The 21,868-nt window shown below is 43.5% G+C and carries 21 protein-coding genes; 5 read left to right on the forward strand and 16 right to left on the reverse strand.

Annotated elements, in window-relative coordinates; translation table 11 throughout:
• Positions 1–30 precede the first annotated feature (30 nt).
• Both PROVRUST_RS14240 and tctD read right to left on the reverse strand, forming a co-directional pair.
• The gene (locus tag PROVRUST_RS14240) at positions 31–1,470 is read right to left on the reverse strand and encodes a sensor histidine kinase (protein ID WP_006815568.1); all 1,440 of its coding nucleotides are present in this window, start codon (positions 1,468–1,470) and stop codon (positions 31–33) included.
• Positions 1,467–2,135: a transcriptional regulator TctD gene (gene tctD, locus PROVRUST_RS14245; protein ID WP_006815569.1), complete on the reverse strand. Its 669-nt coding sequence runs from the start codon at positions 2,133–2,135 to the stop codon at positions 1,467–1,469. The genes PROVRUST_RS14240 and tctD overlap by 4 nt, the downstream gene beginning before the upstream one ends.
• Positions 2,136–2,476: 341 nt before the next feature.
• Between tctD and PROVRUST_RS14250 the strand changes: the two genes are divergently transcribed.
• The 3 genes from PROVRUST_RS14250 to PROVRUST_RS14260 are packed head-to-tail and all read left to right on the forward strand — an operon-like array spanning position 2,477 to position 5,414.
• Complete coding sequence (locus PROVRUST_RS14250) at positions 2,477–3,451, forward strand: Bug family tripartite tricarboxylate transporter substrate binding protein (protein ID WP_006815570.1); 975 nt, start codon at positions 2,477–2,479, stop codon at positions 3,449–3,451.
• A 12-nt stretch (positions 3,452–3,463) separates the two neighbouring features.
• Entirely contained in the window at positions 3,464–3,895 is a 432-nt protein-coding gene (locus PROVRUST_RS14255; RefSeq protein WP_006815571.1) for a tripartite tricarboxylate transporter TctB family protein, read from the forward strand.
• A gap of 10 nt (positions 3,896–3,905) precedes the next feature.
• The gene (locus PROVRUST_RS14260; protein ID WP_006815572.1) at positions 3,906–5,414 is read left to right on the forward strand and encodes a tripartite tricarboxylate transporter permease; all 1,509 of its coding nucleotides are present in this window, start codon (positions 3,906–3,908) and stop codon (positions 5,412–5,414) included.
• 67 nt (positions 5,415–5,481) lie between these two features.
• Here PROVRUST_RS14260 and PROVRUST_RS14265 read toward each other — a convergent pair whose 3' ends face one another.
• Together PROVRUST_RS14265 and PROVRUST_RS14270 are read right to left on the reverse strand one after the other, a co-directional pair.
• A complete protein-coding gene (locus PROVRUST_RS14265) occupies positions 5,482–5,805 on the reverse strand; it encodes a hypothetical protein (RefSeq protein ID WP_006815573.1) in 324 nt (107 codons plus the stop codon).
• A 156-nt stretch (positions 5,806–5,961) separates the two neighbouring features.
• Positions 5,962–6,432 carry a DMT family transporter gene (locus PROVRUST_RS14270; RefSeq protein ID WP_006815574.1) on the reverse strand — a complete coding sequence of 157 codons (471 nt, stop codon included), beginning with the start codon at positions 6,430–6,432 and terminating at the stop codon, positions 5,962–5,964.
• 102 nt (positions 6,433–6,534) lie between these two features.
• On the opposite strand from PROVRUST_RS14270, the gene PROVRUST_RS14275 reads away from it, so the two are divergent.
• Complete coding sequence (locus tag PROVRUST_RS14275; protein ID WP_006815575.1) at positions 6,535–7,452, forward strand: LysR family transcriptional regulator; 918 nt, start codon at positions 6,535–6,537, stop codon at positions 7,450–7,452.
• A gap of 118 nt (positions 7,453–7,570) precedes the next feature.
• Here the strand turns inward: PROVRUST_RS14275 and fabB are convergent, their stop codons facing one another.
• Positions 7,571–8,782, reverse strand: a complete 1,212-nt coding sequence (gene fabB / locus PROVRUST_RS14280) for a beta-ketoacyl-ACP synthase I (RefSeq protein WP_006815576.1) — start codon at positions 8,780–8,782, stop codon at positions 7,571–7,573.
• A 207-nt stretch (positions 8,783–8,989) separates the two neighbouring features.
• Here fabB and mnmC point away from each other — a divergent pair, with 207 nt between their 5' ends.
• Entirely contained in the window at positions 8,990–11,020 is a 2,031-nt protein-coding gene (gene mnmC / locus PROVRUST_RS14285) for a bifunctional tRNA (5-methylaminomethyl-2-thiouridine)(34)-methyltransferase MnmC2/FAD-dependent 5-carboxymethylaminomethyl-2-thiouridine(34) oxidoreductase MnmC1 (RefSeq protein ID WP_006815577.1), read from the forward strand.
• Positions 11,021–11,088: 68 nt separating this feature from the next.
• Here mnmC and PROVRUST_RS14290 read toward each other — a convergent pair whose 3' ends face one another.
• From PROVRUST_RS14290 to PROVRUST_RS14340, 11 genes are all read right to left on the reverse strand, one after another.
• A complete protein-coding gene (locus PROVRUST_RS14290) occupies positions 11,089–11,604 on the reverse strand; it encodes a GNAT family N-acetyltransferase (protein WP_006815578.1) in 516 nt (171 codons plus the stop codon).
• Positions 11,605–11,610: 6 nt separating this feature from the next.
• Positions 11,611–11,883, reverse strand: a complete 273-nt coding sequence (locus tag PROVRUST_RS14295) for a YfcL family protein (protein ID WP_006815579.1) — start codon at positions 11,881–11,883, stop codon at positions 11,611–11,613.
• A 30-nt stretch (positions 11,884–11,913) separates the two neighbouring features.
• Positions 11,914–12,462, reverse strand: a complete 549-nt coding sequence (locus tag PROVRUST_RS14300) for an elongation factor P hydroxylase (protein WP_006815580.1) — start codon at positions 12,460–12,462, stop codon at positions 11,914–11,916.
• 17 nt (positions 12,463–12,479) lie between these two features.
• Positions 12,480–13,283, reverse strand: coding sequence for a TSUP family transporter (locus PROVRUST_RS14305; RefSeq protein WP_006815581.1), 804 nt, complete (start codon positions 13,281–13,283; stop codon positions 12,480–12,482).
• 173 nt (positions 13,284–13,456) lie between these two features.
• Complete coding sequence (aroC, locus tag PROVRUST_RS14310) at positions 13,457–14,545, reverse strand: chorismate synthase (protein WP_006815582.1); 1,089 nt, start codon at positions 14,543–14,545, stop codon at positions 13,457–13,459.
• A 102-nt stretch (positions 14,546–14,647) separates the two neighbouring features.
• Complete coding sequence (prmB, locus tag PROVRUST_RS14315) at positions 14,648–15,580, reverse strand: 50S ribosomal protein L3 N(5)-glutamine methyltransferase (RefSeq protein ID WP_006815583.1); 933 nt, start codon at positions 15,578–15,580, stop codon at positions 14,648–14,650.
• Positions 15,581–15,771: 191 nt separating this feature from the next.
• Complete coding sequence (locus PROVRUST_RS14320) at positions 15,772–17,160, reverse strand: amino acid permease (RefSeq protein WP_039855375.1); 1,389 nt, start codon at positions 17,158–17,160, stop codon at positions 15,772–15,774.
• A 78-nt stretch (positions 17,161–17,238) separates the two neighbouring features.
• Complete coding sequence (gene hutH, locus PROVRUST_RS14325; protein ID WP_006815585.1) at positions 17,239–18,771, reverse strand: histidine ammonia-lyase; 1,533 nt, start codon at positions 18,769–18,771, stop codon at positions 17,239–17,241.
• 12 nt (positions 18,772–18,783) lie between these two features.
• On the reverse strand, positions 18,784–20,463 hold the full coding sequence (hutU, locus tag PROVRUST_RS14330) for a urocanate hydratase (RefSeq protein WP_006815586.1): 1,680 nt from the start codon (positions 20,461–20,463) through the stop codon (positions 18,784–18,786).
• Positions 20,464–20,757: 294 nt separating this feature from the next.
• Positions 20,758–21,489, reverse strand: coding sequence for a histidine utilization repressor (hutC, locus tag PROVRUST_RS14335; protein ID WP_006815587.1), 732 nt, complete (start codon positions 21,487–21,489; stop codon positions 20,758–20,760).
• A 119-nt stretch (positions 21,490–21,608) separates the two neighbouring features.
• Positions 21,609–21,868: amidohydrolase family protein (locus PROVRUST_RS14340; RefSeq protein ID WP_006815588.1), on the reverse strand; the 260-nt coding region annotated here is incomplete at its 5' end.

Genomic DNA, 21,868 nt, shown 5'->3' on the forward strand with positions numbered 1-21,868 from the left:
TCATTCGCCCTCGCCTACTTGGTGAGGGCTTTAATTTTGAGTCTTCGGCGGTCGACTTGTTTTCAGTGTAATCCGCACCAGTAATCCACCCAACTGTTCACTTTTGAGTAGCTGCAATTCAGAACCATGGTAATTGGCAATATCTTTCACTAAGGCTAAGCCCAGCCCTGAACCCTCCAAGCCTTTCGCATTATTTAATCGCATAAATGCTTTGACTGATCGGTGAATATGTTTATTTGCAATACCCGGCCCAGAGTCTTCAATTTCCAATTTTACCATCGATTTATGTAATTCATCAGCGACCACACGCACAGTCACAATGCCATTTTCAGGGGTATATTTGATTGCATTATCAATCAGATTGGCGCACATTTCAGCCAACAAAATAGCCTCGCCTTTGACCCAACAGATATCCAGCCCCTCATACCCTAAATCAATCTGTTTACTTTCAGATTGCCCCAAACGGGTAAAACAAACTTGCTGAACAATCTCGACTAGATTCACTGCGCGATAGAGTTTAATCGCCGATTTTTCATGTTCTTTTAACCGAGCGAGTTGCAATAATCTGTCGGTGAGAATAATCGTGTCATCTAAGGTTTTATTGATGGCGTGTAAACTTTGCTGCTTTTGCTGTTCGTCATCACTGTTTAGTGCAACAGAAACTTGCGTTTTCAGCACGGTAAGCGGGGTTTTTAATTGATGGGAAGCATCTGCACTAAAACGCTCTTGACGCTTTACCATGCGCTTAAGCCGTTCAACATAGCGATTCAATGCCTCAACTAACGGCGTTAATTCAGACCACGGTAACACGTTAGGAATTGGCGTTAAGTCATTCGCAGCACGTCCTAGCATTAAATTAGACAATTTTTTCAGTGGCTTGAGCAATTTTCGCAGCAATAAATACGCTAACACTAGCGTCATAACCACCACGGTTCCTTGGCTCATAAGCGCAGAAATTAATAATTGATTCGCAAAATCTTGGCGAGAATAGACCGTTTCAGCGACTCGAATCTCCACCATCCCTTGGATTCCGCCTTCATTAATAGGCTGAAAAAAGGTTGCGACTCGGATAGGTAAGCCTCGATACTCCGCATCATAGAAATAAACTAATGCCGTGTAATGTTGAGAACGTAGCCAATAAGGGGGAATACCGGGCAGATCATCGTAGCCGGAGATAGTTTCCCCTTGTGGCGAAATGACTTGGTAAAATAATCGGTCATTATTATTCAATTCGAAACTGTCTAGCACGACATAAGGCACATCCACCGATAAATGCCCTTCGACCACTTGGAGACGCTCAGCCACTGTTCTCGCTGATGCCAGTAACGTACGGTCATACGCTAAGTTAGCTGCATTTTTAGCACTGTAATAGTGGGTATAGACAGAGAAACTGCCTAATAAAATGAGGGGGATACCGAAAAAAAGCAGCAACTGATGAAAGAGAGAGCGTGGATGAGAGACAAATTTCATACACTACACTGCTCTAATCGGTATCCTAATCCGCGTAACGTATTGATATTCACATCCGAGCCTGCCAATTTTTTTCTCACTCGGTGAACATACAGTTCAATACTTTGTAAGTTAGCCTCATCCGACAATGAAAAAACCTGCTCAAACAGCTGAGTTTTGGAAACCGGTCGTCCCCTTCGATGAAAAAGTGTATTTAATACAGCGTATTCTCTAGGTGTTAATCCAAGCGGTTCCGCGCGCAATAAAAAATAACCATCATCATGAAAACACAAGTCTCCATAACACTGAGATTCATTGATATTGCCATGACTGCGTCTTAGTAAAGCACGAATTCTGGCTTCTAATTCTGCAATATCAAAAGGTTTAGTGAGATAGTCATCCGCGCCTGCATTCAGCCCTTTCACTCTGTCTGATACATCCGAATTTGCCGTCAGCAGCAAGACTGGAGTTTCTTGCTGGCGCTTTCTCATCGAAGCCAAAACCTCCAAGCCATTCATGCGTGGCAACGAAACATCCAACACCACCAATGAATAATCTTCTGTTTGTAATAGCTGGTCGGCAATATAGCCATCATCGGCAATGTCGACTGCAAATCCCGATGCGGTTAATGCTTTCTGTAACCACAATGACAACTCTTCATGATCCTCAACCAATAGCATTCTCATTAGTCGCACACTCATTATGATTATTTATGCGTACACGTTGGCATCCAATTGATTGGAATAAAAGTGTTAAACGTCATTTTTACCGCGCCTATCACAACTATCCTGTCTTATTCCTCATCTTTAGATTGGATTTAACATTAAATCAACATATCGGAGTAGTAGAAAGATAAAACAATCTGATATGTATCACATAAAAATAATTTTATTTGTTAATGAAAGGTAAATGAAAGGTTCCAAGACCAATGATGGATGGCGAACACAAAATATCCATAACGATTCGCAGACCACAACATAGCAACAACAACTAAGTCATTTAATTATTGTCTAGTGAGGAATGAAGCATGAAGAAGTTCACAATCAATACCTTAGCTGCAGCAATTTTTTTAGTTGGCGTTAACCAAGCCGTGGCATTACCAGAAAGAACAGAATGTATCGCCCCTGCAAAACCCGGTGGTGGTTTTGATTTAACCTGTAAACTTGTTCAAGTTTCCTTGCTGGAAACTAAAGAAATTGAAAAACCAATGCGCGTCTCCTATATGCCAGGTGGTATCGGTGCCGTTGCTTACAATGCAATTGTTGCACAGCGCCCAGCAGAACCGGGCACTATTGTTGCCTTCTCTGGCGGTTCTTTACTCAACCTCGCACAAGGCAAATTTGGGCGTTATAACGAAAATGACGTGCGCTGGCTGGCTAGCGTGGGTAGCGATTATGGCATGATTGCCGTACGAGCTGACTCCCCCTACAAAACCCTCGCTGAATTAATGGATACCTTCAAAAAAGATCCAAATAGCATCGTCTTCGGTGCTGGTGGTTCCATCGGTAGTCAAGATTGGATGAAAACGGCATTGTTAGCCAAAGCCATCAATCTTGACCCTCGCAAAATGCGCTATGTCGCATTTGAAGGAGGTGGTGAAACCTTAACGGCGCTGCTCGGTAACCATGTCCAAGTACTTTCAGGGGATATTAGTGAAATGACCCCATACATCAATGATGGGAAAATTCGTATTCTTGCGGTCTATGCTGACAAACGTCTACCCGATGGGCTCGCCAATATTCCAACCGCTAAAGAACAAGGCTACGACATTGTTTGGCCAATTATTCGTGGTTTTTATATGGGACCAAAAGTCTCTGATGCAGACTATAACCAATGGGTTGAAGCCTTCCAAAAACTGCAACAAACCGATGAATTTAAAAAGCAACGCGAGTTACGTGGACTCTTTGAATATAACTTAACCGGCGCTGAATTAGATTCTTATGTTAAGAAAGAAGTTGAAAACTATCGTGAGCAAGCTCGTTCCTTTGGATTAGCAAAATAACGGAGTCATACCATGAGCCAACGCATATTTGCCATAGTCTGGCTAATATTGTGTGGCATCGGGCTTTATATCGGCTGGGGCATACAAAGTGAGTTTTCATACGAACCTTTGGGCCCCCGCCCCTTCCCGATAGCCATACTTTCTTTAATGACTTTATGTGCTTTAGCGCTACTTTTTGGCAAGCAAGAAGCTATTGAATGGCCAAAATCCTACGTTCTACGCCGTTTAGTAATCCTAATTATCTCGTTAGTGGTCTATGCATGGGCGTTTGAATGGTTAGGTTTCCCGTTAGCTACTGCGTTACTGACGGTCAGCGTTGCATTGCTATTCGGAGCAACGCCATTAGCCGCAATCATTTCGGGGCCGGTTCTTGGGATCTTTTTATTCTATGCCTTCGACAAATTACTCGACGTAACTTTGCCAATCGGCGAACTTTTTAGCTAAGGGGATCAGTATGGAAACTTGGATGTATCTATCTCAAGGCTTTGAGGTTGCGCTGGTACCTCAAAATATTATGATTGGGTTAATCGGCTGCTTTATCGGTACGATTGTCGGTATGCTACCCGGCTTAGGTCCAATCAATGGCGTCGCAATTTTATTGCCCCTCGCCTTTGCACTAAAATTACCGGCAGAATCTGCACTGATTTTACTCGCCACCGTCTATTTAGGGTGTGAGTATGGCGGTCGAATTTCGTCTATTCTCCTGAATGTCCCGGGAGATGCGGCAGCCATCATGACCACGTTAGATGGTTACCCAATGGCAAAACAAGGAAAGGCGGGGGTTGCACTTTCCATTTCAGCTGTTAGCTCATTTATTGGTTCAACGATTGCAATCGTTGGTATCATTTTGTTCGCACCGTTATTAGCAGAATGGTCACTCGCCTTCGGTCCCGCCGAATACTTTGCACTGATGGTCTTCGCAATCGCCTGTTTAGGCAGCATGATGAGCCAAAATCCGGTGAAGTCATTACTTGCTGCCTTGATAGGGCTGGCCTTTGCAACCGTCGGGGTCGATGCCAACTCTGGGGAATACCGCTTTACGTTTGATAGTGTGAATTTATCTGATGGCGTTCAATTTATTGTCGTAGTTATCGGGCTGTTCTCTGTCAGTGAAATCCTCTTGATGCTGGAAAGTACTGCCGCTGGGCAAGGCTTGATCCGCAAAACAGGTAGAATGTTGTTCAATCGTAATGAAGCCAAAGAGTGTGTTGGTCCTACATTACGCTCCTCTTTCATCGGCTTTTTTGTTGGTGTTTTACCGGGTGCCGGCGCAACAATCGCCAGCGCCATTACCTACATGACTGAGAAAAAAATTGCGGGAGAAAAAGGCACCTTTGGTGATGGTGATGTGCGTGGTGTTGCTGCACCTGAAGCCGCAAATAATGCCTCCGCGTGTGGATCGTTTATCCCCATGTTAACCCTTGGTATTCCGGGTTCGGGCACCACGGCGGTAATGATGGGCGCCTTAACACTGTACAATATCACTCCAGGTCCGGGCATGTTTACTGAGCAGCCGGATATAGTCTGGGGACTCATTGCCGCACTATTAATTGCAAACGTCGTTTTGCTGGTAATGAACATTCCCATGATTGGTGTATTTACCCGCATGTTAACTGTTCCATTGTGGTTCTTAGTTCCAGCAATAGCCAGTGTCTCAGCTGTCGGAGTTTATGCAGTTCATAGCACCACATTTGACTTACTGCTTATGATGGGGCTTGGGGTCTTCGGTTTTATATTACGAAAAATGAATTTTCCCCTTTCCCCTTTGATTCTTGGCTTTGTATTAGGTGAGATGTTGGAGCAAAATTTACGTCGCTCTCTTTCAATCAGCAATGGGGATTTCAATATTCTGTGGAGCAGCCCAATTTCGAAGAGCTTATTGATTCTGGCGATATTCGTGCTGGTGTTACCACCTATCGTAAAAATTATCCGCAAGCGTAAACACAAAACAGCGCAAGCTTAATTCCTTACTGCACTTTATCTCAATGAGAGTTCGCCCCAATTAACCATTGGGGCTTTTTTTCGCCAAACTAATTTTCTTGCTTCGGATAGCCTTGCTCGCGCAGCCATTCGCGCCCGAGATCAATAGTGGGTGTTTGCACAATAAACACAAACATCAACCCGATCAGACCACCGATGATCGCGCCGCCGAGAAAACCGCCAGAAAAGAAATTTAATTGATACAGCACAAATGCAAGTACGCAAGAAAGTAATAGCACCAACCCATTCAATTTCCAGTATTTTGCGCCCATACGTTTCTTGCCTTCTTTCAGGCATTGTCTAAAAAGTTGTCCTTGCGTCTTTCTATCTAGACCCTTTAATTCAGGAACGCTACCCGCAGTCCAATATGCCATCTTTCTTTCCTTATTTTATTCATATTATAGTGCGGGATATTTATACAGATTTATATCGAAATAAGCTCACAGATAAGTCCGATAAGTCACGGTAGGAAAGCACTTGGTCCACGATCTGAAGCATATAACTCGATTCACTTTTCAAACTAAAATCGATTATTTTCGTGAGAACTGTACACATAAAACACCTAAAATGACCAAACCAATGCCCACGATTTTTTCAATGGGAATGGAATTTCGATTCATACCAAACCAGCCAAATTGCTCGATAAGCGCAGAAATAATTAATTGGCCTGCAATCACTAAAACAAAGAATGTTGTACTGCCAATTTTAGGAACCAAAATTAGAGCCGACGTGAGATACAGCATTCCAGCAATGCCACCAAACCAAATCCAGATGGGTTGATTAAACAACTCAGTACTAAAATGGGGTTTTGGCACTTTAAAAATAATTAAAAGTGGAATCAACACAATTAGGCTGATCACTAAGGATGTGGCGCTCGCCCATAATGGGTGACCTAACTGCCGTGCTAATATGGCATTACTCGCCGCTTGGATAGGGACAACCGCGCCGGCAAATAGTGCAACAAAAGCCAGTAAAATTCCTGTAATTGACATTGCTGACATCGAAACCTCGACATTAATATTGACTAAAATTGAATAGTTGCCATGTTAAAGAGAGATAACGAGATTGGGAAATGAACAGTTTTATAAGGTACTATTCATAAGATGAATAACTTAAGAAAGTTAGATTTGAATCAATTGGTGACGTTATCGGTATTATTGCGAGAACGCCATGTAAGTCGAGCGGCTGAGGCTTTGTATAAGAGCCAGCCTGCGGTCAGCCATGCTTTAAATCAATTGAGAGAATTATTTCAAGACCCCTTGCTGGTTCGTCGCGATGGCCAGTATCAATTGACCAGCAAAGCAGAATCTCTTTGCATCCCATTAAATGAAGCATTAAATCAGCTAGATGATTTGATTGCCCAAAAACAATTCAATCCACTGAGTTGCCAAAGACACTTTAATATTGCGATGTCAGACTATGGGGCGGCTTTAATCGCTGTAAAACTCGTTCCCTATTTACGCAAGTATGCACCAGATATTGACCTTAAAATATGGCATTGCAGTCGGGAAGAAATGCAAAATAAATTGCATGAAGGCAGTTTAGATTTAGCCTTTGGGGTATTTAATACACTGGATTACTCACTACGAAATCAAATTGTTTTTACGGATAAATTTGTCAGCATCGTTGACCCTCAGGTTTGTTCGCAGGGGAAGATGGATTTAATAGATTGGGTATCATACCCCCATATTTTAGTGAGTATGAAACCTTTCGATGCTAATGAAATTGATCATCAATTACAATTAATTAATCAACAACGCCGTATTGCAGTAACAGTGCCTTATTGGCAAATTGCGCCCCAATTATTAATGGGAACTAATTTGATTTTAACCCTAGCCCAAAAAGCTATTCCCTTGTCCATGTCAGACAAATTTACGCTATTTACGCCCCCATTACCTCTCCCTGATTTGGTTTTCCAAATGATATGGCACCAACGCAGTGATACAGATAAGGCCGTATATTGGCTGAGAGAAACAATCGTTGAACTCTTAAACGAGGAAGGTGAGTTTTATTATGAATAGGCTATTTAGTGAAATATTTGACGTTTTCATCCGTTATCGGGAAAACATCAGAAAGTAAAAAGCGAGAGCATCAGCCCTCGCTTTCTTTAGTCCTAACCAGAAACCTAACAAGGTTCGATTAAGCTTTCAGTTTGCTCATTACCAGCGTTGCGTTTGTCCCGCCGAAACCAAAGCTGTTGGACATTACGGTATTCAGCGCTTGCTCTGTTGGCTGAGTCACGATATTTAAGCCAGTCGCTTTTTCATCAAGAGTTTCAATATTAATGCTTGGTGCAATAAAACCGTGCTCTAACATTAACAAGCTATAAATAGCTTCCTGAACCCCTGCGGCACCTAAAGAGTGACCTGTCATAGCTTTAGTTGCAGAAATTGCTGGGGAGTTATTACCAAACACTTCTTGAATCGCTTCCAGTTCTTTCGTATCACCAACCGGTGTAGACGTACCATGTGTATTGATATAGTCGATTTTATCAACACCGTGCATCGCCATTTGCATACAACGAACAGCACCTTCACCTGATGGTGAAACCATGTCAGCACCATCCGATGTTGCACCGTAACCGACAACTTCAGCATAGATATGTGCGCCACGCGCTAATGCATGCTCTAATTCTTCAACAACTACAATACCGCCGCCGCCAGCAATAACGAAACCGTCACGGTCTTGGTCATAGGTTCTAGATGCTTTTGATGGAGTCTCGTTATATTTCGTTGATAACGCACCCATTGCATCGAATTCACAGGTCATTTCCCAGCTCAGTTCTTCACCACCACCCGCAAATACCACATCTTGTTTACCCAGTTGGATCAGCTCAACAGCATGGCCGATACAGTGTGCAGATGTTGAACATGCAGAACTGATTGAGTAGTTTACGCCTTTAATTTTAAATGGCGTTGCTAAGCATGCAGAGATACCGGAAGCCATTGCACGAGTTACCATATAAGGACCCACACCGCGTAAACCTTTAGCACGCATGCCATCTGAACCCGCAACTTGGTTACGTGGGGAACCGCCACCAGAACCAACAACAACACCTGTACGTAGGTTAGAAACTTGGTCTTCTGCCAAACCCGAATCTTTAATTGCCTGTTCCATTGACAGGTATGCATAGACAGAGCAGTCACTCATGAAACGGCGGATCTTACGGTCAATCAAACCTTCGGTATCCAGTTTAACATTACCCCAGACATGGCTACGCAGCCCTGCCTCTTTGAATTCTTCTGAGAAAGTGATCCCGGAACGACCTTCCTTCAGAGAAGCCAGTACCTCTTCCTGGTTATTACCAATGCTGGAAACAATACCTAGGCCAGTTATGACTGCACGCTTCATTCGTTACCTCATGTCTATAATTTTATGATGACGGGATTACTGTACTGGTTGTCACTTTAGCTTACACTTGTACGCTGAACAAGTCCGATCAGGGTAAATATTTGTATTTTTTTTCATATAGCACAAATAAGGCTTTTATGTGACGGTAGCCTTACACCAATATCAGCGTTAGAATTTGAATATGAATTTGCAATTACAGGTTTTAACGTGAAAAAGATAGCTGTACAAACCGCCCACCTCAGTTGGAATGAAGAAGGAACACCGATTTCAGAACAATTTGAGGATATCTACTTTTCTAACCAAAACGGGTTAGAAGAGAGTCGCCATGTGTTTTTACAAGGAAATCAATTCCCACAGCGATTTTTAACACACCAATATGAAACTTGTGTGATTGCAGAGACAGGATTTGGTACAGGATTGAATTTCCTAGCATTATGGCAGTTATTCAATCAGTTTAAAGCCGAAAATCCTCACGGAACTCTTCAGCGTCTACACTTCATCAGCTTCGAGAAATATCCGTTATCTCAGCAAGACTTAATCGCTGCTCATCGCTGTTGGCCAGAGCTTGCCGACCTTTCACAACAATTATGCCAACAATGGCCGCCCGCACTGCCCGGTAATCATCGTATTATTTTAGAAAATGGCAGTATTGTCTTAGATTTATGGATTGGTGATGTTAATACGCAAATATCCGTACTTAATGATAATTTAAACAATAAGATAGATGCTTGGTTTTTAGATGGTTTCGCACCTTCGAAAAACCCTCAAATGTGGAGCGAACACTTGTTCACTACAATGGCAAAATTAGCCCGTTCTGGGGGAACTTTTGCCACCTTTACTGTTGCAGGTTTTGTGAAACGAGGATTGCAACAAGCTGGCTTTACGATCAAAAAAATCAAAGGATTTGGTCAAAAGCGAGAAATGTTAACGGGAATATTAGAGAATAATTTGTCGAGTATTACTGCACCATGGTTTGCCCGACAACCCGCAAGTCGAACCGATGATATTGCCATTGTCGGGGGTGGATTAGCCAGCCTAGCACTTGCTAATTCACTGATTACACGTGGCGCCAACGTCACTCTATATTGTCAAGATCAGCACGTTGCCCAGAACGCTTCCGGAAATCGCCAAGGTGCGGTCTATCCATTGTTAACGGGAACCGATTCACCATTAGAACGTTTTTTTGTTAGCGGATTTCCTTTCGCGACTCGTTTTTATCATCAGCTCTCAGCGAAAGGGTTAAAATTTAATGGGGAATGGTGCGGCGTCAGTCAAATCGCATATAACGCGAAAGCGACAAAAAAAATTAATAATATGCTGCAAACAGAATGGCCAGAAGAATTCGCAGTAGGCAAGGACAGGCGGCAGCTTAGTGAATTAAGTGGCGTGGATGTGAACTATGGCGGGATCCATTACGCTATGGGAGGATGGCTATGCCCTGCTCAACTCTGTGAAAGCTTTGCTCAGTACCTCCGTCAACAAGGGGTTACATTCTGTTTTGACCATCAATTGACCGAGTTGACCCATACCGAACAAGGCTGGGAATTAACTCTAAATGGCGAGCAGAAAGCGTTTCATCAAACCGTTGTACTGGCAAATGGCCATCAGCTAAATCAGTTTGAACAGACAAAACGGCTCCCCATCACGCCTGTGCGGGGACAAGTTAGCCACATACCGACTAACCCAACCTTGCAGCGGCTAAAAAATGTCTTGTGTTTTGAAGGCTATCTAACACCAGAAGATACAACTAATGGTCACCATTGCTTAGGCGCGAGTTATCAACGGGACTATCTTGACATGGATTATCAAGAAGAAGAACAGCAAGAGAATTTGCAAAAATTACGCAATAGCTTACCGGAGGTGGATTGGGTTCAGCAGGTTGATATTTCAGACAAGCAATCTCGCCAAGGTATTCGCTGCGTGATCCGTGACCATCTTCCCCTACTAGGTAATGTCCCTGATTTTGATGCATTGATGACGGTTTATGAAAACCTACCTAATAAACAGGGGCAGCAGCAAACTATCCCTGACGCCCCTGTTTATCCAGATCTGTTCATTTTTGGTGCTCTAGGTGCCCGAGGGCTATCTACCGCTCCACTGTGTGCTGAAATTTTAGCCTCCCAAATCTTTAGTGAACCGTTACCCGCAGATGACGAGGTATTAGCTGCGCTACATCCTAATCGTTTTTGGGTGCGAAAATTACTGGCTGGACGCCCGATAACGGCTAAAGATGCGTAAAAATAATTAAGGCTGTCATCGGACAGCCTTAATTTTGATTGAGAGTTTAATTAGTATTGCGCCATTCATTACTGAATCATTAACTGCATCGCACAACGGTCAATGGCTTGGAAACCTGCATCAATTTCATGTTGAAGGATTTCCTGTAATGGCTCAGTGAGTTGAGCGGGTTCTATAATCGTAAACCCGAGGCGTTGGTAATACGGTGCATTCCAAGCGACTTCACGAAATGTAGTCAACGTTACTTGGCTAATCTGCTGTATTTTTGCGAAACTAATAATTTGATTAATGAGTTTCTTACCTAGCCCCTGCCCTTGTGCTGATTGGCACACCGACAGTTCCACAATATGTAAACTATCAGCCAATCTCTGCGCCATAATAAACCCCACCGGTTTATCATGCTGATCGACTGCCAGCCATTCCATACCTTGTGCAATACACTCAATATGGTTGTCGACGGGCTGCACATCACTGTGGGCAATCCAATCAAATTTAGGATGTCCGGCAAAGGTTTGCCCCGCAGACTCTTCAACTGCGGGAAGACATTGGGCATCCGTTTGATTGGCTAATCGGATAGTGTACACGGGAATTTAACGTACCGTATCCAGCAGGGTTTTCCACATCCCAAGCACTAAAATTTGGTCTGGTGGTGTTAATTCTCCCGCTTTAATCGCATTTTGGATACTTTGCTCTACACGTTGATACAGTGCGTCTACGCTACTTTCGTTTTCGTCTTCAAGCTCTGCCACTGCAAGGGTTAAGTGACCACGCAGATAACCACCAGCAAATAGTTCATCATCGCTGGCATGTTCAACCATATCATCAATTTTAGTCAGTATGCGTGTTTCAAAATCCGCAAGCATGCTTATTCCTTACTGTAGTGAGTGATTCAATTAAGCGAAAATATCTTCCGGATAAGGAAAAAGCTCCGCACAAAGTGGAGGCGTATTGTAAAACGATTGTAACGCATTAATAAAGCGTAGCGGTCTTTCTGGGATACCTTTTTCAAGATATTCCATTACTTGCCCATGAACTTTACGTTTAAACGCAATACGGTCAGGTTCAAAATTTCCATCAAGATTGTCACAACTGACATTAAATGGGATCCCCGCCGCCACACAAAAAAACCAATCGAAAGCTTGGGGCTTAATTTCGACCACTTCAAACTCACATTGTGTTTTTGCATCGCGACCATCAGGGCAATACCAATAACCGTAATCTACTTGCTGGCGTCGTGCTTCTCCCGCAATGCACCAGTGGGAAATTTCATGTAGCGCACTGGTAAAAAAACCGTGAGCAAACACAATTTGGTTGTATGGAGTGGTTTCATCGGCGGGTAAATAAATTGGCTCATCGTCCCCTTTGACTAACTTGGTGTTGTACTCTTCACCAAAACACTCTTCAAAAATATCAATTAGTTGCTGATAATGATGTTGACTCATTGAATACTTAAATTATTTTAAAATAATGAGAGAAACCAAGCTTTAATGACATCACCATGGCTGTCATTTAACAGCTTGATGCTCATAAGTAGTGAAATAACCACTATCATTGGCCTGATAAGTTTTTGCCCTTTGGTTAAGACTAAACGCGCACCTAATCTTGCACCTAGCATTTGACCCGCTAGCATAACAAAACCTAGTGACCAAAGAACATGACCTCCGATAATAAAAAAGATCAACGACCCAAAATTGGAGGCAAAATTTAATAATTTAGCATGCGCCGTTGCTTTGGCTAAGTTATACCCAAGTAGTAATACATAGGCTAATGCTAAAAATGATCCCGTTCCTGGACCGAAAGCACCATCATAAAAACCCATGGTCATCCCTGCGGCGACACCAAAAATTGGCATACTGACACGCTGAGGTCGATCCTTTACACCAATAGATGGGGTGAGTAAAAAATAAACACCCACACAGATCACCATGACAGGTAACAACTGCTTCAAAAACGCCGTATCAATGGATTGAATTAAAATAGCCCCTAGCATTGCACCAATCATGGTCATCACAAAAGGGAATATTTGTTCTCGCAGGTTGATCGCTTTACGTCGAATAAAATAGAGTGAGGCAGAAAAAGAACCACCTACCGCTTGTAACTTATTGGTTGCCAACGTTTCTACCGGAGTAATACCGACTGAAAGTAATGCAGGAATAGTGAGTAAACCGCCACCACCAGCGATCGAGTCAATAAAACCAGCCAGCAAAGCGACGAAGAAAAGAAGTGCATAAACTTCAGGAGCAACGGCGGTTAGCCAATCCATTTTATATTCCAGATAATTGAAATATTACGATGCAGATTTGTTATCTATCCATTAATCACTCGCGTAATCATGAATATCACAGCCCGGATGCATGATTCAATAAGGTCTCATCCCAACCTTTATAACGCACAGTGGATATCCGCAGATATCCACTGAAAAACCTATCGTGCAACTTATTCGAACGGTGCCATGGTCGGAATCACATCCGCACACTGACCACGATGGCGTAAAAAATGGTCCATTAAAACAATGGCCATCATCGCTTCAGCGATAGGAACAGCACGAATACCAACACAAGGGTCATGGCGACCTTTGGTGATCATCTCAACTTCTTCACCATCACGGTTAAGGGTTTTGCCCGAAACAGTAATGCTTGATGTTGGTTTCATCGCAATATGGGCAACAATCGGTTGGCTGCTACTGATGCCCCCCAAAATTCCACCTGCATGGTTAGACGTAAAACCATGACGGTTGATTTCATCACGGTTTTCACTGCCTTTTAAGCTAACAACACCAAAACCGTCACCAATTTCCACACCTTTTACTGCATTAATGCTCATCAGCGCGTGAGCAATATCGGCATCAAGGCGGTCAAAAACGGGTTCGCCTAAGCCAGCAGGAACATTTTCGGCGATCACAGTCACTTTTGCACCGATGGAATCCCCTTCTTTTTTCAAGCCACGTAACAGCTCATCAAGGGCATCCAGCTTACTTGGGTCTGGGCAAAAGAATGGGTTCTCTTCAACAATCGACCAATCTTTGATTTCACACTCAACATGGCCCATTTGCGTTAAACAAGCCCGAATTTGAATGCCAAATTTCTCTTGCAGATATTTTTTCGCAATAGCTCCCGCCGCGACACGCATTGCTGTTTCGCGCGCAGAAGAACGCCCACCACCACGGTAATCTCGCATGCCATATTTTTGCTCATACGTATAATCAGCATGACCGGGGCGGAATACATCTTTGATTGCGCCATAATCTTGAGAGCGTTGGTCTGTATTTTCAATCAATAAACCAATGCTGGTTCCTGTCGTCACGCCATTAAATACGCCAGAGAGAATTTTAACTTGATCAGGTTCACGACGCGCGGTGGTATAGCGCGAGGTACCCGGACGACGGCGATCTAAGTCGATTTGCAAATCAGCTTCTGTCAGCGCTAATCCAGGAGGAACGCCATCAACAATACAGCCTAGTGCAATTCCGTGTGACTCCCCAAAGGTGGTTACACGGAACAGTTGTCCAATTGAATTTCCAGCCATCCCCGTTCCCTATTGTCTACTGTTAGTATGCTTGTAAACAAATATGATGTGATAAGTAATTATTATGTTGTATTTGATTATGCTGAGTAACGCAACCCTTGATTAATCAATATATAAAGCAAAATGCGCATGGTGCTCGACTAACTGTTCGCGAGTCAGCATAAATACACCATCACCACCAAATTCGAAATCTAACCAAATAAACGGAATATCCGGATATTGTTCAATTAAGTGAACCATGCTGTTACCCACTTCGCACACTAAAATCCCTTCTTCAGTGAGGAAACGTGGTGCGTTTGCCAGAATACGGCGCACTAATTTTAAGCCATCGCTTCCAGCAGCTAACGCCAGTTCTGGCTCAACACGGAACTCTTCTGGCAGATCGTCCATATCTTCCGCATCCACATAAGGTGGATTGGTCACGATCAGGTCATATTTGACTTCCGGCATATCTCTGAATAAATCAGAACGAATTGGGATCACACGGTGCTCTAAACCGTGGTTGGCAATATTTTGCTCGGCAACAGCCAGTACATCCGCTGAAATATCGACTGCATCCACTTCAGCTTCAGGGAATTCATGAGCGCAAGCAATAGCGATACAGCCACTTCCCGTACACAAGTCGAGAATGGTTTGTGGCTCGTCTGATAATAAACCGACAAAATGGTTATTAATCAGCTCACCAATCGGTGAACGTGGGATTAGGACGCGTTCGTCCACATAAAATTCATGTCCACAGAACCAAGAGCTGTTTGTCAGGTAGGCAACTGGAATACGGTCATTGATACGACGTAAAACACGTTCAATGATGCGGTGACGCTCCGTTGTTGTCAGGCGTGAAGTTAGTAGCTCATCCGGTAAGTCGAGTGGCAAATACAGGCTTGGCAATATTAACTGTAAAGCTTCATCCCATGGGTTGTCGGTACCGTGACCATAATAAATGTTTGCAGCGTTAAAGCGGCTCATTGTCCAACGTAAAATGTCTTGAATGGTATGAAGTTCTGCGACGGCTTCATCAACGAAGATCTTTTCCAAGAAGGGTTTCTCCTACCTGTCGATTAAAAGGGAAAATGGAATCGCTAAAGTTTGCCACGAAGTGAGAGACAAATCAGCAGATTAATGCAATAAAATGCACAGGAAGGCAGATCTTTAGTGATGTGTTGATGAAAACAAACAAGCCCTTAGCTCTCACTAAGGGCCGTTAATACAAATTCATTTAAAATCTATTAAGCCAACTCTTCCGCATCTTGGGCCTGTTTTTCAGGTTTTTTTACCCAAACTGCATAAGCAATTGTCAATAAAATTAACCAGCCCAGCCCCACATACAACGCAATGCGTGTACTTTCAAAGTAACCAAGAACGCCGAAAATAAACAACATAAATGCAATGGCGAGGATTGGTGCGACAGGCCACATTGGTACTGGGAATTTCAATTGTTTCACTTGCTCTGGCGTCATTTGACGGCGCATTGCAAATTGCGACAATAAAATCATTAACCAGACCCAGATCGTGGCAAACGTTGCAATAGATGCAATCACCAAGAAAACATCTTCTGGAATTAAGTAATTTAAAACGACACCAATAAAGAGAACCAATACCATGACTAACACCGTCATCCACGGTACGCCATTTTTGGTTAATTTAGTGAATGACTTAGGTGCCTGTCCTTCATGAGCCATACCGTACATCATGCGGCCTGCACCAAAAATATCACTGTTAATCGCCGAAATCGCTGCGGTGATCACCACCACATTCAAGATATTGGCCGCAGCTGATATGCCTAAGCTATCAAAAATTTGAACAAATGGGCTACCATTTTGGCCAATTTGATTCCACGGATAGATACACATCAGCACAAATAACGTTAATACATAAAAAAGTAAGATTCTGACGGGAACCGCATTGATAGCTCGGGGAATAGTCACTTCCGGATTTTTAGCTTCACTCGCGGTGATCCCTATCACCTCTATCCCCCCAAAGGCGAACATGACAACGGCAAAAGAGGCAATGACACCGGCTACCCCATTTGGCATAAAGCCATTATGATCAAAGAGGTTAGAAACACCGACAGCATGGTCAGCCGATTGACCAAAGCCAAACATCATAATTGCCGCACCGCCTACAATCATTGCAACAATTGCCGCCACTTTGACGATAGATAACCAAAACTCCATCTCGCCGAAGGTTTTAACATGGCATAAGTTAATCGCGCCTATAAAACAAATAATACTCAGGACCCAAATCCATTGAGCGACATCAGGGAACCAGAGTTTCATGTATACCCCAAATGCTGTGACATCCGCTAAACAGACAATGAGCATTTCAAAGACATACGTCCAACCGGTAAAGAATCCCGCTCGCGCCCCAAGATAATGACTCGCATATTGTGAGAATGAACCGGCTAATGGGCTACGAACTGCCATTTCACCCAACGCACGCATCACCATAAAAACAGCTGCGCCACCAATGATATAAGCAAGCAGAACCGCAGGCCCTGCGGTTTCGATTGCTTTTGCTGATCCATAAAATAAACCTGTACCAATTGCAGAACCTAAAGCCATAAATCGGATGTGACGCGCAGAAAGACCACGCGTAAGTTGTGATGTGCTTTGCATGTTTTTTCCTTCGTATTTTTTATCAGTCGTTTCGAAGAGAGATAGCAGCCGGTACATTGCCGGCTACTTTTATAACACTTATTTTGGGAAAACAGCGTTGACAGCAAACAGCATTGAAAGTTTATGTTGGTCGATCAGGTCGATAGCCGCATTAATATCCGGGGCAAAGTAGCGGTCTTTATCATAGTAAGCTACCTTGTCACGTAGCGTTTTACGGGCTTTTTCCAGTTTTTCACTCGATTTCAATCCTTCTCGAAAATCAATACCCTGACAAGCAGATAACCATTCAATGGCTAAAATTCCCGTGACGTTTTTTGCCATTTCCCATAAACGACGCCCTGCGGCAGGTGCCATAGAAACGTGGTCTTCTTGGTTTGCAGACGTAGGCAAACTATCCACGCTAGATGGATGTGCTAGCGCTTTGTTTTCACTGGCTAATGCCGCAGCCGTTACTTGAGCAATCATAAATCCAGAGTTCACACCGCCATTATTGACCAAGAACGGCGGTAACTGGGACATATGCGTGTCCATCAACATGGCAATACGACGCTCAGAAAGTGCACCAATTTCAGCTAAAGCTAGCGCAATATTATCTGCCGCCATCGCCACTGGTTCCGCATGGAAGTTACCACCAGAAATAATGTCTCCGTTATCCGTGAAGACCAGTGGATTATCCGAAACAGCATTCGATTCAATGAGGATCACTTCCGCAGCATAACGAATTTGAGTCAAGCAGGCTCCCATCACTTGAGGCTGGCAGCGTAGCGAGTAAGGATCTTGAACTTTCTTACAATTTTCATGGGATTGAGCCAACTCACTGGTTGATGAGAGCACTTCACGGAACAGAGCCGCCACGTCGATTTGCCCTTTCTGTCCACGCACTTCTTGCACACGAGCATCGAACGGTTTACGGGAACCGAGTGTTGCTTCCACGCTCAATGCCCCACAAATAATTCCTGACAGCAGTAAGTTTTCTGCAGCAAATAATCCTTTCAGAGCGAAAGCCGTAGATACTTGCGTACCATTAAGTAAAGCCAAGCCTTCTTTAGCTTCCAGAGTTAGTGGTTTTAGACCTGCTTTCTTAAGCGCTTCTTTCGCAGGAAGCCATTTCCCTTCAAAACGAGCTTCCCCTTCTCCCAGTAAAATTAAGCTCATATGAGCGAGTGGAGCTAAATCTCCCGATGCCCCGACAGAACCTTTTGCTGGAATAAATGGGTAAACTTGCGCATTCACTAAATCGACTAACGCATTGATAACTTCAAGTCGAATACCTGAGAAACCACGCGCTAGGCTGTTAATTTTGAGCACCATGATCAGGCGAACTAAGTCATCGTCCAAAGGTTCACCGATACCCGCCGCATGAGACATCACAATTGAACGCTGTAGAGATTGTAAATCTTGGCTAGCAATTCGCGTGTTGGCGAGAAGTCCAAACCCAGTATTAATGCCATAAGCTGTTTTATCTTCGGCTATAATTTGATTTACTGTCGCGACACTTTTTGCAATCACACTATGGGCTTGTTTATCTAATGAGACTGTTACGGGTTTTTGGTAGACAGTGCGGATCTCATCGAGTGTCATTTTTCCCGGATGGATAGTTAATTTAGTCATCAATGTCACTCCTTAACGTGTTTTTATCATTGGTAAATTTAAGTTTTTTTCTTTAGCGCACTCGATGGCTATTTCATAACCTGCATCCGCATGGCGCATTACGCCAGTCGCGGGGTCGTTATGAAGTACACGCGCAATGCGCTCAGCAGCTGCATCGGTTCCATCACAGACAATGACAACACCAGAATGTTGAGAGAAGCCCATTCCAACGCCACCGCCATGGTGCAATGACACCCATGTTGCACCGCTGGCCGTATTCAGCAGAGCATTCAATAATGGCCAATCCGAAACCGCATCAGAGCCATCTTTCATGGCTTCAGTTTCGCGATTTGGACTCGCTACTGATCCGGAATCAAGATGGTCACGACCAATAACAATCGGGGCAGAAACTTCACCACTTCGTACCATTTCATTAAAGGCTAAGCCTAATTTGGCACGGTCCCCCAATCCTACCCAGCAGATACGAGCGGGTAATCCTTGAAAGCTGATGCGCTCACGTGCCATATCCAACCAGTGATGAAGATGTTTATCATCAGGTAATAATTCTTTGACTTTCGCGTCAGTTTTATAGATATCTTCAGGGTCGCCAGACAGTGCAACCCAGCGGAATGGACCGACTCCACGACAAAACAGTGGACGAATATAGGCAGGAACAAATCCAGGAAAATCAAACGCGTTTTCCACACCCATTTCTAATGCCATTTGGCGGATATTATTGCCGTAATCAAACGTCGGGATCCCCTGAGCTTTAAATGCCAGCATAGCTTTGACATGTTCAGCCATGGATTTTTTCGCGGCTAACGTAGTGCCTTGAGGGTCATTAACGCTATGCTCACGATATTCATCCCAGCTCATTCCGATAGGCAGATAGCCATTTAATGGGTCATGAGCGCTAGTTTGATCCGTCACCATGTCAGGCTTAACACCACGTCGAACTAATTCTGGCAATACTTCAGCCGCATTCGCACACAAGGCGATAGAGACCGCTTTGCCTTCCGCTGTATATTTTTTAATGCGCGCTAACGCATCATCCAGATCCGTGGCTTGTTCATCCACATACTGGGTTCTTAAACGGAAATCGATGCGGCTTTGTTGACATTCAATGTTTAAAGAACATGCGCCAGCTAATGTTGCTGCAAGAGGCTGAGCACCGCCCATTCCGCCTAAGCCCGCAGTAATCACCCAGCGTCCAGTTAAGTCGCCGTTAAAATGCTGACGCCCTGCTTCTACAAATGTTTCGTAAGTTCCTTGGACAATGCCTTGGCTGCCGATGTAAATCCAGCTACCTGCCGTCATTTGCCCGTACATGGCCAAGCCTTTGGCATCGAGTTCATTGAAATGATCCCAATTAGCCCAATGTGGAACTAAGTTGGAGTTAGCGATTAATACGCGAGGGGCGTTTTCATGGGTTTTAAATACACCGACAGGTTTTCCAGATTGCACTAACAGGGTTTCATCGCTGTCGAGTTTTTTTAGAGATTCGATGATTTGGTCATAGCATTGCCAATTACGCGCTGCGCGACCAATTCCACCATAGACGACCAATTCATGGGGATTTTCGGCTACGTCAGGATCGAGATTATTCATCAACATGCGCAATGGCGCTTCTGTTAACCAACTTTTAGCTGTCAATGCGTTTCCGCGAGGAGCTCTGATCTCAATATTACGATATTTATTATTTAGATTTGTCACGTATATACCTCACTAAGATGCGTGTTTTACCGATAACGTCTATCTATAGATATAGTTGTATATACATGTACAATCAATTTATTTTTTAACAATTACAGTTCAATTTATATCACTTGATAGATTTTATTTTCCATAAAAAACAAATAGATAAAAAATTAACCATTGATTTTATTGTTGTTTTTTTATTCTAATTATGCCTACCGGATCACATTTAGTTTACAGACTGGTTACATTGATTCAGGGGAAAAACGGTAGGATAGCGGTCATAAAAAATGACCGCTAAGAGACTTGAGCCTATGAGGAGAAACTACCTTTCAGTTTATATCGATGACCGGGAAACAATAATTTTGTACTGGTCACAATGTAACTTTGTGACCATGTTCGACGGGTAATTTGCAAACAAGATGCCCCAGCATGTACTTGCAATAATCGGGCACTGCGGTCGTCAGCATCAACGGCCTCAACAATATGTTCACCCTGTGTCAATGGGGCAACTCGAGATAAATAATCATGGGGCGTAATAGAGAGAAAATCTTGCTGTAGATAGTCGGGAGCTGCGAGTGCATTCACATAGCGATCTTCAATTTGTACTGGAATATCGTTTTCTAAATGGACGATAATCGAATGAAATACAGGAGCTTCTGGTGGTAAATCTAGCTCTTTGGCTAATGTCAAAGAGGCTGGAACTTGCTCTAGCTTAATAATTTTACAACTATATTGATGATTTCTTGCAAGAATTTCATTTTCAATACTGTGAATTTCAAATAACGCCGATTGCCCTTTTGACTCGGCGACAAAAGTACCCACACCTTGAAGACGCACCAGCAATCCTTCCGCCGTAAGTTCGCGTAAAGCTCGATTCGCTGTCATACGGCTGCAATTAAATTGCGCCACTAATTCAGATTCAGATGGCACACGATCATTTGCTTGCCATTCACCCGACTGTATTTTTTCAATAATTGACTGCTTTACCTGTAAATACAATGGAATCGGAGTTTTCAGCTTCGTTTTATTTTCGGCTGCCACGTTTATTTCCCGTTAAGTAATAACATCATTGAAGGAGCCACAAAATTGGAAAAAATATTAAAATAGTTACCGTCTATAGTGACGAAACTCACCATAGACAGCAATCGGAAATTTATTAATTAGTTTTGATGGGTTATTTTGCCCTGATAGACTCTCATATTCAGTGGATTACTACCCTGCTCATAAATCATTTCAACCGGATCTTTGGCATTCCATACCACAAAATCAGCCTGGAAGCCTGCCCGCAATTGCCCATGGCTCTGCTCACGACCCAAAGCTTGAGCTGCATACCGAGTCACTCCAGCCCAAATTTCTTCTGGTGTTAATCTAAACAAAACCGCCGCCATATTCATCACCATTCGTAATGAAGCAAATGGGC

Source organism: Providencia rustigianii DSM 4541, assembly GCF_000156395.1.
GTDB classification, from domain to species: Bacteria; Pseudomonadota; Gammaproteobacteria; order Enterobacterales; family Enterobacteriaceae; genus Providencia; species Providencia rustigianii.

Bases quoted from the DNA above. Each gene is read 5' to 3' on its own strand.
- PROVRUST_RS14270 (WP_006815574.1), bottom strand. From the start codon at position 6,432: ATGTCAGCAATGTCAATTACAGGAATTTTACTGGCTTTTGTTGCACTA.
- PROVRUST_RS14255 (WP_006815571.1), top strand. From the start codon at position 3,464: ATGAGCCAACGCATATTTGCCATAGTCTGGCTAATATTGTGTGGCATC.
- hutH (WP_006815585.1), bottom strand. From the start codon at position 18,771: ATGACTAAATTAACTATCCATCCGGGAAAAATGACACTCGATGAGATC.
- PROVRUST_RS14240 (WP_006815568.1), bottom strand. From the start codon at position 1,470: ATGAAATTTGTCTCTCATCCACGCTCTCTCTTTCATCAGTTGCTGCTT.
- aroC (WP_006815582.1), bottom strand. From the start codon at position 14,545: ATGGCTGGAAATTCAATTGGACAACTGTTCCGTGTAACCACCTTTGGG.
- PROVRUST_RS14260 (WP_006815572.1), top strand. From the start codon at position 3,906: ATGGAAACTTGGATGTATCTATCTCAAGGCTTTGAGGTTGCGCTGGTA.
- PROVRUST_RS14305 (WP_006815581.1), bottom strand. From the start codon at position 13,283: ATGGATTGGCTAACCGCCGTTGCTCCTGAAGTTTATGCACTTCTTTTC.
- tctD (WP_006815569.1), bottom strand. From the start codon at position 2,135: ATGAGAATGCTATTGGTTGAGGATCATGAAGAGTTGTCATTGTGGTTA.
- PROVRUST_RS14300 (WP_006815580.1), bottom strand. From the start codon at position 12,462: ATGAGTCAACATCATTATCAGCAACTAATTGATATTTTTGAAGAGTGT.
- PROVRUST_RS14250 (WP_006815570.1), top strand. From the start codon at position 2,477: ATGAAGAAGTTCACAATCAATACCTTAGCTGCAGCAATTTTTTTAGTT.
- fabB (WP_006815576.1), bottom strand. From the start codon at position 8,782: ATGAAGCGTGCAGTCATAACTGGCCTAGGTATTGTTTCCAGCATTGGT.
- PROVRUST_RS14320 (WP_039855375.1), bottom strand. From the start codon at position 17,160: ATGCAAAGCACATCACAACTTACGCGTGGTCTTTCTGCGCGTCACATC.
- PROVRUST_RS14265 (WP_006815573.1), bottom strand. From the start codon at position 5,805: ATGGCATATTGGACTGCGGGTAGCGTTCCTGAATTAAAGGGTCTAGAT.
- PROVRUST_RS14275 (WP_006815575.1), top strand. From the start codon at position 6,535: ATGAATAACTTAAGAAAGTTAGATTTGAATCAATTGGTGACGTTATCG.
- PROVRUST_RS14295 (WP_006815579.1), bottom strand. From the start codon at position 11,883: ATGCTTGCGGATTTTGAAACACGCATACTGACTAAAATTGATGATATG.